13 protein-coding genes and 1 pseudogene are annotated in these 15712 nt (G+C 56.7%); 9 read left to right on the top strand and 5 right to left on the bottom strand.

From position 1 onward, the window contains the following. Positions 1 to 173 precede the first annotated feature (173 nt). The 5 genes from AB5Y97_RS09830 (at position 174) to AB5Y97_RS09810 (ending at position 8802) form a co-directional block, all read left to right on the top strand. Entirely contained in the window at positions 174 to 2024 is a 1851-nt protein-coding gene (locus AB5Y97_RS09830) for a type I restriction-modification system subunit M (protein ID WP_368157746.1), read from the top strand. Next, complete coding sequence (locus AB5Y97_RS09825) at positions 2014 to 3360, top strand: restriction endonuclease subunit S (RefSeq protein ID WP_368157743.1); 1347 nt, start codon at positions 2014 to 2016, stop codon at positions 3358 to 3360. Before AB5Y97_RS09830 ends, AB5Y97_RS09825 begins: the two co-directional genes overlap by 11 nt. Before the next feature lies 1 nt (position 3361). Beyond that, positions 3362 to 4405 (top strand): DUF4917 family protein, encoded by a 1044-nt coding sequence (locus tag AB5Y97_RS09820; RefSeq protein WP_335854823.1) that lies wholly within the window; start codon positions 3362 to 3364, stop codon positions 4403 to 4405. 15 nt (positions 4406 to 4420) lie between these two features. After that, on the top strand, positions 4421 to 5497 hold the full coding sequence (locus tag AB5Y97_RS09815) for a Fic family protein (RefSeq protein ID WP_335875074.1): 1077 nt from the start codon (positions 4421 to 4423) through the stop codon (positions 5495 to 5497). 206 nt (positions 5498 to 5703) lie between these two features. Further along, a complete protein-coding gene (locus AB5Y97_RS09810) occupies positions 5704 to 8802 on the top strand; it encodes a type I restriction endonuclease subunit R (RefSeq protein ID WP_368157741.1) in 3099 nt (1032 codons plus the stop codon). 54 nt (positions 8803 to 8856) lie between these two features. Here the strand turns inward: AB5Y97_RS09810 and AB5Y97_RS09805 are convergent, their stop codons facing one another. Both AB5Y97_RS09805 and AB5Y97_RS09800 read right to left on the bottom strand, forming a co-directional pair. Beyond that, entirely contained in the window at positions 8857 to 9291 is a 435-nt protein-coding gene (locus tag AB5Y97_RS09805; protein ID WP_155270316.1) for a hypothetical protein, read from the bottom strand. A gap of 20 nt (positions 9292 to 9311) precedes the next feature. After that, entirely contained in the window at positions 9312 to 9500 is a 189-nt protein-coding gene (locus AB5Y97_RS09800) for a DUF3283 family protein (protein ID WP_101618200.1), read from the bottom strand. Positions 9501 to 9615: 115 nt separating this feature from the next. On the opposite strand from AB5Y97_RS09800, the gene AB5Y97_RS09795 reads away from it, so the two are divergent. After that, positions 9616 to 10059: a LexA family transcriptional regulator gene (locus AB5Y97_RS09795; RefSeq protein ID WP_107979087.1), complete on the top strand. Its 444-nt coding sequence runs from the start codon at positions 9616 to 9618 to the stop codon at positions 10057 to 10059. Between the two features lie 55 nt (positions 10060 to 10114). Next, positions 10115 to 10306, top strand: a pseudogene (locus AB5Y97_RS09790) (IS1595 family transposase); the annotation flags it as partial. On the opposite strand, the gene AB5Y97_RS09785 reads toward AB5Y97_RS09790, so the two are convergent. Beyond that, positions 10307 to 10522, bottom strand: coding sequence for a hypothetical protein (locus tag AB5Y97_RS09785; protein WP_042649076.1), 216 nt, complete (start codon positions 10520 to 10522; stop codon positions 10307 to 10309). It abuts the pseudogene before it with no gap. A gap of 287 nt (positions 10523 to 10809) precedes the next feature. On the opposite strand from AB5Y97_RS09785, the gene AB5Y97_RS09780 reads away from it, so the two are divergent. Beyond that, on the top strand, positions 10810 to 12141 hold the full coding sequence (locus tag AB5Y97_RS09780; RefSeq protein ID WP_368157739.1) for an AAA family ATPase: 1332 nt from the start codon (positions 10810 to 10812) through the stop codon (positions 12139 to 12141). Further along, positions 12125 to 12730, top strand: a complete 606-nt coding sequence (locus tag AB5Y97_RS09775; RefSeq protein ID WP_368157737.1) for a hypothetical protein — start codon at positions 12125 to 12127, stop codon at positions 12728 to 12730. Before AB5Y97_RS09780 ends, AB5Y97_RS09775 begins: the two co-directional genes overlap by 17 nt. Positions 12731 to 12767: 37 nt before the next feature. Here AB5Y97_RS09775 and istB read toward each other — a convergent pair whose 3' ends face one another. Continuing rightward, positions 12768 to 13523, bottom strand: a complete 756-nt coding sequence (istB, locus tag AB5Y97_RS09770; protein ID WP_059296348.1) for an IS21-like element ISAs29 family helper ATPase IstB — start codon at positions 13521 to 13523, stop codon at positions 12768 to 12770. Between the two features lie 14 nt (positions 13524 to 13537). Beyond that, positions 13538 to 15079 carry an IS21 family transposase gene (istA, locus tag AB5Y97_RS09765; RefSeq protein ID WP_024944013.1) on the bottom strand — a complete coding sequence of 514 codons (1542 nt, stop codon included), beginning with the start codon at positions 15077 to 15079 and terminating at the stop codon, positions 13538 to 13540. Positions 15080 to 15712: the final 633 nt, after the last annotated feature.

Below are 15712 nucleotides of genomic sequence, written 5' to 3'. Positions count from 1 at the left end.
GCATCACCTTGGCTGCATCGCCTTCTGTTGACCCACCACCCTGGATAGGTCCCTGCTGCGCCCGCAAGACTCGGCATGCGCCGTTCCGTCAGTCTGACGACTTGGCCCGCATCCTCACCTTGGCTTTCGCGCAGGTGGGCTGTGAAGGCAACACGCATTAACCGGAGAACCCCATGACCGACCTCAACGAGCTCAGCCAAGCGCTGCTGGCCGCCGTTCCTGAAGATGGTAGCAGTATCGGCAACCAAGCCCTGATGGAAACCTTGAAAGCCCAATTCAGCGACCTGACCGATGAGGACTTTACCGCCGCACGCGAGGCCCTGCTGGAACAGGGCGTTCTGCGCAAGGGGCGCGGGCGGGGCGGTGCTGTACTCCGGGTGTTGGATGGCGAAGCAGCCGCTGCAGCACCACGCAAAGCGAAAGCCAGTGGAAAGGGCAAGCAGGCCAAGGATGAGCCGCAAGTTACCGGTATCGAGGGGCTGAAGAAGACCCTGTGGGCTGCCGCAGACAAGCTGCGTGCCGACATGGATGCCGCCGAGTACAAGCACATCGTGCTGGGCCTTATCTTCCTCAAGTACATTTCCGACTCCTTCGCCGCCCGTCGCGCTGAGCTGACCCGCCGCTTTGCCGATGAGAGCGACGAGTACTTCCTCTACGATTGTGACGATGATCTGCTGGCCGAGGAGCTGGAAGATCGCGACTACTACCGTGAGGTGAACGCCTTCTGGGTACCGGAAGGGGCCCGTTGGGAGGGGCTGCGTGCCCATGCCAAGCAGGCCGATATCGGCAAGCGAATTGACGATGCGCTGACCCTGATCGAGCAGGAGAACCCACGGCTCAAGGGCATCCTCGACAAGCGCTACGCCCGTGCCCAGTTGCCTGATGGCAAGCTCGGCGAGCTGGTGGATCTGGTTTCCAAGATTGGCTTTGGCAGTGATGTCGGTGAAGCGCGCGACATCTTGGGGCAGGTCTACGAGTACTTCCTAGGCGAGTTTGCCAGTGCCGAGGGCAAGAAGGGGGGCCAGTTCTACACGCCTGCCAGTATCGTCAAGACACTGGTGGCGGTACTTGCTCCCCATCATGGTCAGGTCTACGACCCCTGCTGCGGTTCAGGCGGCATGTTCGTGCAGTCGGAGAGGTTTATCGAAGCCCATGGCGGCAAGCTGGGTGATGTCTCCATCTACGGTCAGGAGTCAAATCCGACCACTTGGCGGCTGGCGGCCATGAACCTCGCCATCCAGGGGATGGACTACAACCTCGGGCGCGAAAACGGGGATACCTTCACCCGCAATCAGCACCCTGACTTGCGTGCAGACTTCGTGCTGGCCAACCCGCCGTTCAATATCAGCGACTGGTGGCATGGTAGCCTCGAGGGGGATCCGCGCTGGGTCTACGGTACGCCGCCTGCGGGCAACGCCAACTATGCGTGGCTGCAGCATATGCTCTACCACCTCAAGCCAACTGGTCGTGCCGGTATCGTGCTGGCCAATGGCTCAATGAGTTCCAGCCAGAACAGCGAGGGTGATATTCGCCGTGCCATGGTGGAGGCGGACGTGGTGGAGTGCATGGTGGCCCTGCCGGGGCAGCTCTTCTTCAACACCCAGATCCCGGCCTGCCTATGGTTCCTCGCTAAGAACAAGACCCGCCGCCAGGGGGAAGTGCTGTTTATCGATGCCCGCAAGCTGGGCACCATGATCAGCCGGGTGCAGTGCGAACTCGATGAGAGCGCGATTACCCGTATCGCCGATACCTTCCACGCATGGAAAGGTGACGGGGAGTGCGAGCAGCCTTACGAGGATGTAGCGGGCTTCTGCCGCACCGTAACCTTGGCCGAGATTGCCGAGCATGGCCATGTGTTGACTCCCGGCCGCTATGTGGGCGCGGAAGAGGTGGAGGAGGACGATGAGGCCTTTGCCGACAAGATGGCTCGCTTGACCAAACAACTTGGCGACCAGATGACCAAGGGCGCCGAGCTGGACCAGTTGATCAAGCAGAAACTGGAGGGACTTGGGTATGAGCTCTGAGTGGCCAATGCAGGATTTAGGTTCGCTTATTTCTTACAGGAAGGGATTCGCGTTCAAATCTAAGGACTATATAAGCTCTGGTGTCCCTATTGTAAGGGTCTCAAATTTTACTGACGATAGCATTAGTCCAAACGACCTGAAATTTGTATCTCCAGACATCGCAAAGGAAACCCCAGAAGTAAGCCTTGAAGTTAACGATATTGTTGTTGCCACTGTCGGCTCTTGGCCAAACAATCCCGCTTCAGTCGTTGGTCGCACAATCCGAGTTCCGGCTTGGGCCGAAAGTGCGTTAATGAATCAGAACTCGGTAATCATCCGAGCCAAGTCAAAGTCATTGGCTGACCAAAAATTCATCTACTACCAGATGAGGTCTCAAGATTTTTCTGCTCACGTTGTTTCAAAGGCGCAAGGCAGTGCCAACCAGGCAAGTATTACTCTTGACGCTATTTTTTCGTATCGACTATTTTGGCCGAAGGTAGAGCATCGGGATGTGATCGTCACTTTCCTATCTCATCTCGACGATCGCATCGCCTTGCTGCGAGAGACCAACACCACGCTAGAGGCGATCGCTCAGGCGTTGTTCAAGTCGTGGTTTGTTGACTTCGACCCGGTCCATGCCCGTGCTCGTGGCGAGCAACTAGCAGGTCTGGCCCCCGAGGTTGCAGCCCTGTTCCCCAACAGCTTCGAAGAGTCCGCGCTTGGCATGATACCGAAGGGGTGGAATACAGGAACTCTTGGAGATGTCGCCCACTTTCAGAATGGTTATGCCTTTAAGAGCAAGGACTGGTGTGAATCTGGGCACCCAGTAGTGAAGATTGGCGACGTTAAACCGGGAATCATCGATTTTTCTGGGTGTTCGTATATAGCTCCCGAAACGACGGAGGGCCTGAGCCGATTCAAACTTAGACGAGGTGACCTGCTCGTTGGTATGACTGGATACGTTGGGGAAACGGGGCTTGTGCCTCACGTAGAGCCGCATGCATATCTAAATCAACGAGTTGGGCGCATTGCCACAAAATCTGGTTTGATTGATTTGGGATTTGTTTACTGCTTAGTTAGAAACTCTGCATTCAAAGGTTATGCCGAAGCACGTTCTCATGGCAGTGCACAAGCGAATGTTAGCGGTGCAGTACTACTGGATTATCCCGTGGTCACTCCGACACAAAACATCTTGGATCGTTTCAACGGCTCTGTTGGAGTATTGCTTGAACGCATTCTGTCAAATCACGAGCAAGCCCAAACCCTCGCCACCCTGCGCGACACGCTGCTGCCCCGCCTGATCTCCGGCCAACTGCGCTTGCCGGAGGCTGAGGCTATGGTCGAAGGGGCAAGCTGACGTGGCAGATATAAAGACATGGCGTGAGATACAGGCCGATTACAGCGACACCCTGATTGTGGGCAATGGCGGCAGTGTCGCTGTCGATCCCTGTTTTCGTTACACCAACCTGTATCAGCAGGGCTGTGAGCACGGATTTATCCGCCCTGCCGCACAGGAGGTGTTTGATCAATTCGCCAAGAATGACCGTGATTTCGAACGAGTGTTATATCGCCTATGGCAGGCTGACTATATCAATCAAAAGTTTGAGCTGGCCAAAATCGAGCGTGACAAAGTTCGCAACGCCTATACAGATGTGCGGCGGGCGCTGATCGATACCGTAAAAGACATTCATCCAGACAAGGCTATCAGTGACCAGCAAGGGCTTGACCATATTGGCCGCTTTATGGCAGGTTTTTCGACGGTATTCAGCCTCAACTACGACTTGATAGTCTATTGGGCATCACTTAATGCTCGCCAAGCCAATGGTTGGCGTTTTGAGGACGGGTTCACCATTGATAAGACGCGCGCGACAGACCCCAAATTGATCAAGCAATGCTTCAACGCGTCATTCCCTGCTGAACTTGAGCCCGGAGTGACCAGAGTCTTTTATCCTCATGGCAATCTTGCGCTCTACCGAACTCAAGGTGGCGAGGAAAGTAAGCTGATGGCCGACAATAGCGACCCATTAAGCCTTATCACCCAGTACTGGCGTGATAATGACGGTCAACCTCTGTTTGTGTGCGAGGGCTCGTCAGAGAGCAAGATCGCCGCGATAAACAGCTCCCGATATCTTTCCCATGTGTATCAACATGAATTACCTCGCCCCAAAGACAGCATGACTATTTATGGCTGGAGCATTGGCAAACAGGATCGTCATATTCTTGAGCAGCTGGCGTTATCACCATGCCGTCGCGCCGCGGTGTCTGTGTTTGCTGGTAACAAGACACCAAAAAAAATTGAATCCGAAAGGGTGCATATGGAAAAAATGCTAAATGATGCGGGCATCAAGGAGGTTGTATTTTTTGATGCCACCAGTGCGGGGTGTTGGAACCATGCTGACTAAAAGAGGTGACTGCTGATGTCATTTGATCGTAACCAGCCCTATAACGACCTGCCATTGCTGCCCCCCATCATCGAGCTGGAGACCAAGGCGGTGTTGAAACAAGCCATCGCGGCCAACCGGGTATTGGCCAATCTGCGCGGGCTGGCGGCCAAGATCCCCAATCAGGGGCTGCTGATTAACAGCATCATCTTGCAAGAAGCGCGGCTCTCATCGGAAATCGAGAATATCGTCACCACCAATGACGAGCTGTATCGCGCCGCCGCCAACCGCGATGGCAAGACAGATCCTCACACCAAAGAGGTGCTGCGCTACCGTGAGGCGCTCTATCATGGCTTCCATTCGCTCAAGGATCGCCCGCTCAATACCAACCTGTTTATTGAACTGGTTCGGCTGATTAAACAGGTGGATATCGGCATTCGCGCCATCCCCGGTACGGCCCTGAAGAGTGACCGAGGTGAGGTCATTTATACCCCACCCGTTGGAGAGCAGGTGATCCGCGACAAGCTGGCCAATCTTGAGCAATTTATCCATGCCGAGGATGAGCTGGACCCGCTGGTCAAGATGGCGGTGATGCATTATCAGTTCGAGGCGATTCACCCCTTCCCCGATGGTAATGGCCGTACCGGTCGCATCCTGAACCTGTTGTATCTTGTTGAGCAGCAACTGTTGGATATCCCGGTGCTCTTTTTGTCGCGCTACATCATCGCCAATCGGCAGGCATATTACGCCGGGCTGCGGGGCATCACCGAAGCACAGCAGTGGGAGCCCTGGGTGCTGTTTATGCTGAGGGCGGTAGAGAGCACGGCACAGCAAACCTTTGAGCAGGTCAATCGCATCCTGAGTTTGATGGAAGAGGTGCGCGAGCGGGTGCAGCGGGAGGCGGAGGCCATCTATAGCAAGGATCTGGTCGAACTGATTTTTATGCAGCCCTACACCAAGATCGGGTTTCTGGTCGATGCCGGTATTGCCAAACGCCAGACGGCCTCTCGCTATCTGCAAACACTGGCGACGATGGGCATCTTGCGGGAAGAGCAGGTTGGCCGTGAAAAGTACTACATCAACGATGCGTTGTTCGCCGAGTTGACCCGCTAACCGATCAGGGTGACGGGATCGACATATCACCATGACGTGTCGATTTTTCGGCTTTTTTTAAACATATTTTCGCAACCTGTCGATCCCATCGACAGATGGGGGTGACGAGTCGATATGTCACCCGTTGTGACGCTGAGCAGGTTGGGCATACCCGAATGGCAGAGGCCATGGGGGGGCCAGGGATCGTCTTGAGGGATTGAGCAACAATGACCGAAGATCAGTTGGAACAAGAGGTGCTGGGGTGGTTGGCCGAGGTGGGCTATCGCGTGGTGTGTGGCTACGATGTGGCCCCCGATTCTGATAACCCGTGGCGTGAGCAGTTCCAGCAGGTGCTGCTGCGCGAGCGCTTGCGGGAGGCGATTGCCCGGCTCAACCCCTCCGTGCCGCTGGTGGCGCGTGAAGATGCGCTGGCGCAGGTGGTCAATCTCGATACCCCGGCGCTGCTGTCGGCCAACCGGGCATTTCACCGCTTGCTGGTGAATGGGGTGCCGGTGCAGTACCAGCGCGATGGCGAGACGGTGGGGGACTTTGTCCGCCTCGTTGACTTCGAGCAGCCCACCGCCAACGAGTGGCTGGCCATCAACCAGTTCTCTATCAAGGGGCCCAAACACACCCGCCGCCCCGACATCATCCTCTTCATCAACGGGCTGCCGCTGGTGGTGCTTGAGCTCAAGAACCCGGCCGATGTGAATGCCGACATCTGGAAGGCGTTTGATCAGCTGCAGACCTACAAGGAGCAGATCCCCGACCTGTTTCAGTACAACGAGATCCTGATTGCCTCCGATGGTAGCGAGGCGCGGATGGGGTCGCTGTCGGCCAATGCCGAGCGCTTTATGCAGTGGCGCACGGTGGATGGGGTCAACCTCGACCCCTATGGCGAGTTTGGCGAGCTGGAGACCATGGTGCGCGGCATTCTGACCCCGGCCATGCTGCTCGATTACCTGCGCTTTTTCGTGTTGTTTGAAGACGATGGCCGCTTGGTCAAGAAGATCGCCGGTTATCACCAGTTTCATGCCGTACGCGCGGCGATCACCCAGGTGGTGGCGGCGTCGCGCCCCGGTGGTAGCCATAAGGGCGGGGTGGTGTGGCACACCCAGGGCAGCGGCAAGAGCATCACCATGACCTGCTTTGCGGCGCGGGTGATGCGCGAGGCGGCGATGGAGAACCCGACCATCGTGGTGATCACCGACCGTAATGACCTTGATGGCCAGCTGTTCGGGGTGTTTTCCCTGTCGCAAGATTTGATCCGCGAGCAGCCGGTGCAAGTGGAAACCCGCGGCGATCTGCGCAGCAAGCTGGCCAACCGACCCTCCGGCGGCATTGTGTTTGCCACCATCCAGAAGTTTATGCCCGGCGCGGATGAAGACACCTTCCCGGTGCTGAGCGAGCGCGCCAACATCGTGGTGATTGCCGATGAGGCGCACCGCACCCAGTACGGTTTCAGCGCCTCGCTCAAATTACCCAACCAGATTGCAGAAGGGGCGGCGCGCTATCAGGTCGGCTATGCCCAGCACTTGCGCGACGCACTGCCCAACGCGACGTTTGTGGCCTTTACCGGCACCCCGGTATCGAGTGAAGACCGGGATACCCGCGCGGTGTTTGGTGACTACATCCACGTCTATGACATGCAGCAGGCCAAGGAAGATGGCGCGACGGTGGCGATCTATTACGAGTCACGCCTCGCCAAGTTGTCGCTCAAGGCCGACGAACTGACCCACCTCGATGACGAGGTAGATGAGCTGGCCGAGGATGAGGAAGAGGGTGAGCAGGCCAAGCTTAAGTCACGCTGGGCCGCACTGGAGAAGGTGGTGGGCAGCAAGCCTAGGATAGAGCGGGTGGCCGCCGATCTGGTGGCCCACTTCGAGGAGCGCAATCAGGCGCAGCATGGCAAGGCGATGATGGTGGCCATGAGCCGCGAGATCTGCGTGCACTTGTATGATGCCGTGGTGGCCCTGCGCCCCGACTGGCATGACCCGGACCCCGACAAGGGGGCCATCAAGATCGTGATGACCGGTAGCGCCTCTGACAAGGCGTTGCTGCGCCCCCATATTCATCCAGCCTTGGTCAAGAAACGGCTGGAGAAGCGGTTCAAAGACCCGAGTGACCCGCTCAAGCTAGTCATCGTGCGCGACATGTGGCTGACCGGCTTCGATGCGCCCTGCGTACATACCCTTTATGTGGACAAGCCGATGAAGGGCCACAACCTGATGCAGGCGATTGCACGGGTGAACCGGGTGTTCAAGGACAAACAAGGCGGGCTGGTGGTCGATTACATCGGGATCGCCAACGAGCTCAAGAGCGCCATCAAGGAGTACACCGCCAGCAAAGGACGGGGCAAGCCGACCGTCGATGCCCATGAGGCCTACGCGGTGTTGGAGGAGAAACTCGATATCCTGCGCGCCCTGCTGCATGGCTTTGATTACAGCGACTACCTCACCGGTGGCCACAAGTTGCTCGCCGGGGCCGCCAACTTTATTCTTGGCCTTGAGGATGGCAAGAAGCGCTTTGCCGACAACGCGCTGGCGATGAGCAAGGCGTTCACGCTCTGCTGCACCCTTGACGAGGCCAAGGCAGTGCGGGAAGAAGTGGCCTTCTTGCAGGCGGTCAAAGTGTTGTTGACCAAGAAGGCGATCTCCCAAAAGAAGAAAACCGACGAAGAGCGCGACTTGGCCATTCGCCAGATCATCGGCAATGCGGTGGTATCGGGCGATGTGGTCGATGTGTTTGAAGCGGTGGGGCTCGACAAGCCCAATATCGGCCTGCTCGATGATGAGTTTCTGGCCGAGGTGCGCAACCTGCCGGAGCGCAATCTTGCGGTGGAGTTGCTGGAGCGACTGCTGGAGGGGGAGATCAAGTCGAAGTTCGCGACCAACCTCTCCCAGGAGAAGAAGTTCTCGGAGATGCTGACCAAGGTGATCGCACGCTATCAGAACCGCTCCATCGAAACCGCACAGGTGATCGAGGAGCTGATCGACATGGCCAAGAAGTTTGCCGCCGTAAGCAAGCGGGGGCAGGCCTTGGGCCTTAACGATGACGAGCTCGCCTTCTATGATGCGTTGGCCAACAACGAGGCGTCAGTGCGTGAGCTGGGGGACGAGATACTGGCCAAGATAGCCCATGAGCTGACAGCCAACCTGCGCCGTAGCGTGACCGTGGATTGGAGCAGCCGCGAAAGCGTGCGCGCCAAACTGCGGCTGATGGTCAAGCGCATCCTGCGCAAGTACAAGTACCCGCCAGACCAGCAGGAAGAGGCTGCTCAGCTGGTTCTGGCGCAGGCAGAGAGCTTGTGTGAGGTGTGGTGTTGAGTGGGGGAGGCGCGAGCCTCCCTCACCTTATCTATCAAGATGTGTAGATATGGCTTACTTCAGTATGACGCTGCCTGAAGGTATCTGGTTGGCCTCTTCGAGGCTCAGGTAGCGTGGGCCTTGTACGCTGGCCAGTGACTTGAATAACCACGGATGCGGCTTTAGCCAAGCTTTGGTGTCTTCGTAAACGTCTCCACCGACCACGAAGTAACGACCATCACACCCGTCATCGTGTAGTTCATTGGCATCAGGTGTCGAGAGTTTCAGCTGGCAGCCTTCGATGACAACCACGACTTGAGACTTGTAAACCCCAATGACGGTGGAGATTTTGTTGGCCATATCACTTGAAACCCGCCAAGCGCTAATGGCGCCCTTGTAAGCACCTCGGCTGGAGTAGGTCTCTACCAAGTTGACTACCAATGCCGTCACAATACGTACCTCGTTAAGTTGTTTGGAATGCGGTTTGTTGCTAGTGACCTGCATAGCCACCGATGAACGTGTTGATAGGGTCAGCGCGACTTGAAGTAGGCGACCTTTTCAAGGAAGTAGCGACCCAGTTCACCTTGATGTTGGTTCGCTTCGCTTTCTGCGCTGGCCAAGTGACCGTTGCGCTCCTTCCATACCGCGTATGCGGCGGCCTTCTCGACCTCGACCCGTTCTTGCTGCTCTTTCGGTAGGGCACACAGACTGTGACTCATACTGACCTCTTTGTTATTTGTTGACACCATGGTACGCCATCACTGTCATGTGGGGCTTGCGCTGGTTCAAAGGTGGTGCGCTATAATGACTGTATATAAATACAAGCGTTTTACCATGAAGCTGTTAACCCCAGACCTATCACCCGCCGAGGTGACCATCCCGCTGTTCTTGCACCGCGCCTCTTGCGGCTTTCCCAGCCCAGCCAGCGACTATCTGGAAGGGAAGTTGGACCTCAACACCCACTGCGTGGCCCACCCTGCAGCAACCTTCTATCTGCGTGCCGAGGGGGAGAGCATGACCGGGGTCGGCATCTTTCCCGGTGACTTGCTGGTGGTCGATAAGAGCCTCACCCCGCGCAATGGTGATGTGGTGATTGCACTACTCGATGGCGGCTTCACGGTAAAGACCTTGCAGCTCAAGCCGAGGTTGCGGCTGTTGCCAGCCAATCCGGCGTTCGCGCCTATCGACCCTTGTATGAGCCTCTCCCTGGAGTTGTTCGGAGTGGTCACCCATGTGATTGGCAATCTGAGGCAGCGTGATGGCTATAGCGCTCGTTGATGTAAACAACTTCTACGCCAGCTGTGAGCGGTTGTTTCGCCCTGAGCTGCGTGGCCTGAAGAACTCGCTGCGGGGCAGTTGTCATAAGCTCGGAGCGAAGCATTTACCAAGGCATCTTGCGGAATACTGCTTCCGGTTTAATCATCGTTTTGACCTCAAGAGCATGTTGGTTGAATTGGGGCATGCAGTCATGGCAAGCCCTCCGATGCCATATCGGCTCTTGAAGCTGGCTGAGGGTCATGGGTAATCAGGAACCGAAATTGTCCGTCGCGTAGAACAACTCTTTGCCTATGCCGATACCATCGAGCAGCAGGCCAAGACGGCCAAAGCGCGGGTCGATAACCTGACCCAGGCCATTCTGGCCAAGGCATTTCGTGGCGAGCTGACCGCCGACTGGCGCGCAGCCAACCCGGACCTGATCAGTGGCGACAATAGCGCCGCCGCCCTGTTGGCTCGCATTCAAGCCGAGCGGGCCACTGCCAAGCCGCGCAAACGGGCAACCAAAACATCCGCGACGTAGGTTCGATTAGCGAAGCGTAATCGGACGCACGAGAAACCGCCGCCCTGCTGGCCCGCATTCAGACCGAGCGGGCCACCGCCAGCGGCAAAAAAGGTAAGTGTGGGCCCCGCAAGCCTCGCGCAACGGCCTGACCCGCTCGTATGATGTGCAGTCAGCGGCAACATTCGACGGGTTGTAAGCCAAGTGCAGGCGAGATAAGGTCGTGTTGGCAGCAAAATTAGGAATAGAGCATGGAAATCAAACAACTCACCCTCGAAAATCTGGGGCGTTTTGAGCGTCTTGCCATCGAGTTTGCCCCCACGGAGCGGGCAAACTCGAATGTGACCGTGCTGATTGGCAACAATGGTGCAGGCAAAACCTCGGTACTCAAATCGTTGGCGACCTCACTCAGCTGGTTTGTTGCCCGTTTGCGCAGCGACAAAGGCAGCGGCAGCCCCATCCCGGAAGAGGTCATCCTCAATGGCGCCAATACCGCGGTGGTCTCTCTTCAACTACACGATCAGCTGAAGGAATACATCTGGTCTCTCACCAAAACTCGCGCCGGTCGCAAGAGCAACGAGCAATCCATATTGACCGACGCTAGCAAACTAGCCGATGAGTATCGAGCACGATTGACAGAGCAGGAAAATGTCAGCTTACCCCTGATCGCCTTCTACCCAGTCGAGCGGGTGGTGCTGGATATTCCGCTAAAGATCAAAGAGAAACATTCATTTCGCCAACTCGATGGTTATGACAATTCGCTGAGTCAAGGAGTCGATTTTCGTCGTTTCTTTGAGTGGTTTCGCGAGCGGGAAGATAGCGAAAACGAGTCGGTAATCCCTACTGAAGTTCTTAATGAACTTCAAGATTTACTCGGTCCTGATCTTTGGCAAAAGTTGCAACAGACACAGGCATCAGCCAGAGATCGTCAGTTGACGGCGGTGCGCACAGCTATTGCCAACTTTATGCCCGGATTTAAAAATCTGAAGGTCCGCCGTAAGCCGCGTCTGCATATGTCCATCGACAAGGAGGGTCAGACCCTCAATGTGTTGCAACTGTCGCAAGGGGAGAAATCCCTGATGGCACTGGTGGGCGATATTGCCCGCCGCCTCGCAATGATGAATCCGGAGCTGGAAAATCCGCTGCACGGCGATGGGGTGGTGCTGATCGACGAGGTGGACATGCACCTGCATCCCCAGTGGGCACGTACTATCATCCAGCGGCTCACTGATACCTTCCCCAACTGTCAGTTTGTGCTGACCACCCACTCCCCCCTGGTGATCAGCGATTGCAAGGATGTACTGGTCTATTCGCTCGATAATGGCGAGTTGACTGAAGTGCCATCCCAATATGGTCAGGATGCCAACTCGGTGCTGCTGGAGGTGATGGATACCGCTATTCGCAATGAGCGGGTGGCGAGCCGACTGAATGACTTACTCGATTTAATTCAAGATCGGCAATTTGATAATGCCAATGCCCTGCTGGCCGCGCTAAGAGCCGAGCTGCCAGCCAACAACCTGGAGCTGACCAAGGCTAGCCTGCTGCTGCGCAAAGAGGAGCTGCGCCGTGCGCAAGATTTATAAGGGACAAGAACCTGCAAGTCTGGCGGCATTCAAACGTCAAAATCCTCATGCTCGATATCACGACCTACCCAACGATGAAGAGGGTCAGGCAATTCGCCAGCAGATCCGGGAGGCTTGCACTACTGAGCAATTCCATCTCTGCGCCTACTGTTGCCAAGCCATCAGCGGCACCAGTGAAGACACCATGAACGAGCATGTTGAGGCTAGGGATCTCGCCCCTAAGCGCACCATGGATTTCAGCAATCTGGTAGCCAGTTGCAAAACACCGAAACAGTGCGATGCCGCCCATGGCTCGCAGCCTCTGCCGTTGACCCCGCTGATGCCTGAGTGCGAAACCGAGTTGCGCTTTAAATGGAGTGGTCGGGTTGAGGGGTTGACGGAAAGAGCCAAAGAGGCGATCCGGGTACTCAATCTGGGTGATACGGAGCAAAGCAACAAGGTGCTGGTTGCCAAGCGCAAACAGCTGGTGGATAGCCTGATTTGGACCCACTATGGCGATGATCAGCAGGCACTGGCGCTGGAAGATGATGCACAATTGCTGACAATTGCGTATTCCGGCGAAGTTGAACAGCCATTCCGGCCAACGTGAACACCCTGATCCTTAACGCGCTCACGTCATCCCGTTTCTAACTCGACTGTTCAGATTGGGTCAACTCACTTCTCCTCTTTCTCATCGATTCTCCCTTCAGTGACAGCCGGTGAGCGTTGTGCATCAGCCGGTCCAGGATCGCATCTGCCAGGGTGTTGTCCCCCAAGCTCGCGTACCACTCTTCCGTTGGCAACTGACTGACCACGACCGTCGAGTATTTCCCATACCGATCATCCATGATCTCCAGCAGTGCGTTGCGTTGCTCGGCATTCACCGCTTCCAGTCCCCAGTCATCGAGGACCAGTAGCTCTATCCTTGCCAGTTGACCCAGCAGTCTGGCGTAACTGCCATCTACCTTGGCCTGGCTCAGTTCAAGCAGCAGACGTGGCAGCCGGTAGTAACGAGTGCTATGCCCTTGCTGACAGGCTTGGTAGCCCAGCGCACAAGCCAGGTAGGTTTTTCCACAGCCACAGGGGCCGGTAATGAGCAGGTTCTGGCCTCGGCGCAGCCACTCTCCTTGGGCCAGGTTTGCAACCTGTGACCGCTCCAGGTTGCGTGCAGACTGGTAGTCCACCTCTTGCACCGTGGCTTGGAGTTTGAGCCGCGCCTGCTTGACTAGCCGAGCTTGTTTACGTTGCTCCCGGCTCAGTTGTTCGTGTTCGACCAGCAGGCTTAGACGCTCGATGAAGGGCAGCCCTTCGTAGGTACTGGCCTGTTCCAGTTGTTGTTGCACTGCATCCGCCATGCCGGTCAGTTTCAGGTTTCTCAGGCGGGTCAGGGTTTGTTGGGTCATGGGGCGTATCCTCTTTAGTGGAAGCTCTGGGGGCCACGGATGTTCTCGTGCTCTTGCGATAACTCTGGGTAGCTCAGCGGGCTTGCGGGCAGTTTGTCGCGGCCACTGCTCAGCACCGACTTGAGCTGTTTGAGTCGCACCAGTCCTTCCCGATTAGCCAACTGGCAGCAGGCCTCGACCCGTGATGGCGGATACTCCCGGCTAAGACTCAGTAGCCCCAGGCAGAGTCGGTATGCCTGCTCGGCATGGGCTTTCTCTTCCAGCCGTTCGCTAACCCAGCACAAGGTGCCCGGTCCGATGTCAGCAGCCCATTGCTTGAGACGGCCTGGCGTCCAGCGTTGCTGTTTGCTGTGGCGTTCCGGCATATGTTCCGGGAGCGTGCTCATCCCCGGGATGGTTTTACGCGGATGGCTCGCGACCAGATGTTGCTGGTGATAGACCTGAAGCAAAGTGTCGCCAGCATGGAGCTCCAGTTGCTGGCCCACATACTGGTGTGGCACCGAGTAGTGGTGCTGCTCATAGCTGACGTGATAGTCGATGTTGACCTTGACCGTTTTGATGGCGACATAGCGATAGGGATGCACCGGCAGTGGTCCCAGCGCCGGGCGGTCCAACTGCTCAAACGCCTCGCGCCGGTTACCGGGCAGTTGCTTGAACGGGCGCTCGTTGAGTTCGTCCAGCAAGGCCCGGATGCACTGGTTGAGCTCGGCCAGCGAGAAAAAGGTCTGGTGGCGCAAGCGGGCGAGGATCCAGCGCTCGACGATCTGCACACCCACCTCAGCCTTGGCTTTATCCTTGGGCTTGTAAGGGCGAGCTGGCATCACTGCCACCTGATAGTGCTCGGCCAACTGCTGGTAGCTGGGGTTGAGCTCGGGATCGTATCGGCAAGCCTTGCTGACACCGCTTTTGAGGTTGTCGGGGATCAGCAGTGCCGGTGTACCGCCGAAAAACTCAAAGGCACGGACATGGCTTTGCAACCAGTCCGGCAGTGACTGTGACCAGGTAGCCTCGGCAAAGGTGTAGTTGGACGCACCAAGCACGGCGACAAAGATCTGGGCCTGACGGACCTCCCCCGTGGAGGGCGAGGCGATGGGCACCGTGGGCCCGCAGTAGTCGATAAAGAGCTTTTCCCCCGCCTTGTGGATCTGGCGCATGGAGCGCTTTTGCAACTGACACCAGGATTTGTAACGGTCGCAGAACTGGGAGTAGCTGTAACAGCTGTTGGGATAGCGCTGGGTGTACTCCTCCCAGAGCAGTTGTTTGGAGACCCCCTTACGCTTGAGCTCCTGATGGACAGAGGGCCAATCCGGTACAACATGGCGGGCCGAGATGGTGGTATCGGCCTGCGGATAGAACAGGGCCGCCAGTTGGCCATCATCAAGCTGGCTAGGTAAGGGCCAGGTCAGGCCGAGCGTCTGGGCACTTTTGAGGAGTTTCTGGATGGAGCCAACGCTGACCTTGGTGCAGCAACTTATCTGGCGAACAGAGAGGTCAGCTTCCAGCCGCAGTCGCAGCACTTCACGAATTTTACGCATTGCAATCCTCTTGGCAGACATAGGCTCTTCCCTGGCAAAAGGGAGAGCGTATCAAAGGTTGTTAAATCAATGCGTTAAGGATGATTCCGGTGAATGTGAACAGTGATTCCGGGATGTTGAACACTGTTTCCGGAAAGGAGGAGCAAAGTGTTCAGGTTGAGCCGGAATGAGCGTTCACATTGGTCCGGAAATGGTGTTCACGTTGAACCGGAATCGGTGTTCATGATCGGCCGGAATATGCAACAATGCTGATCGAAGATCTGAGCCAGCCCAAACAAGGCAAGCTGGAGCCCTTCGCACCTGTACTGGTGAACATACTGCGCAGTCAGCTCTAGCGATTGCGTGCCTGCCCGGGTGACTCGGGAGCCACAACCTCGGTACACCTCGTGCGCTTTTCTCCGGCAGCAGACCGCGAGGATAGGCGCATCTCCTCCCCTCTGATAATCTGCCGTGGCCACGGTAGCCAACTATCCCGTTTTCATTTGGAGTTTTCATGTCACTGACCAAGAGTAAAACCTCGGCCAAGCGAAAAAAAGCCGAGCCGCGCCACGAGAGTCCGGCCCTTGCCTATTTTCATCGCCAGTGGCAGGCCATCGAAAAGCTGCAGGCCAAGCTGGCCAAACAGGAGCAAGAGGGGGCGGATATCTATCAGCG

This window comes from Aeromonas sp. R10-2 (assembly GCF_040908445.1).
GTDB classification, from domain to species: Bacteria; Pseudomonadota; Gammaproteobacteria; order Enterobacterales; family Aeromonadaceae; genus Aeromonas; species Aeromonas veronii.
This window is presented reverse-complemented; position numbering and strand designations above follow the sequence as displayed.

What these genes read in the sequence shown, in the direction of transcription:
- AB5Y97_RS09810 (WP_368157741.1), top strand. Translation starts at nt 5,704, where the DNA reads ATGACCGAAGATCAGTTGGAACAAGAGGTGCTGGGGTGGTTGGCCGAG.
- istB (WP_059296348.1), bottom strand. Translation starts at nt 13,523, where the DNA reads ATGACCCAACAAACCCTGACCCGCCTGAGAAACCTGAAACTGACCGGC.
- AB5Y97_RS09830 (WP_368157746.1), top strand. Translation starts at nt 174, where the DNA reads ATGACCGACCTCAACGAGCTCAGCCAAGCGCTGCTGGCCGCCGTTCCT.
- AB5Y97_RS09780 (WP_368157739.1), top strand. Translation starts at nt 10,810, where the DNA reads ATGGAAATCAAACAACTCACCCTCGAAAATCTGGGGCGTTTTGAGCGT.
- AB5Y97_RS09800 (WP_101618200.1), bottom strand. Translation starts at nt 9,500, where the DNA reads ATGAGTCACAGTCTGTGTGCCCTACCGAAAGAGCAGCAAGAACGGGTC.
- AB5Y97_RS09815 (WP_335875074.1), top strand. Translation starts at nt 4,421, where the DNA reads ATGTCATTTGATCGTAACCAGCCCTATAACGACCTGCCATTGCTGCCC.
- AB5Y97_RS09825 (WP_368157743.1), top strand. Translation starts at nt 2,014, where the DNA reads ATGAGCTCTGAGTGGCCAATGCAGGATTTAGGTTCGCTTATTTCTTAC.
- istA (WP_024944013.1), bottom strand. Translation starts at nt 15,079, where the DNA reads ATGTCTGCCAAGAGGATTGCAATGCGTAAAATTCGTGAAGTGCTGCGA.
- AB5Y97_RS09795 (WP_107979087.1), top strand. Translation starts at nt 9,616, where the DNA reads ATGAAGCTGTTAACCCCAGACCTATCACCCGCCGAGGTGACCATCCCG.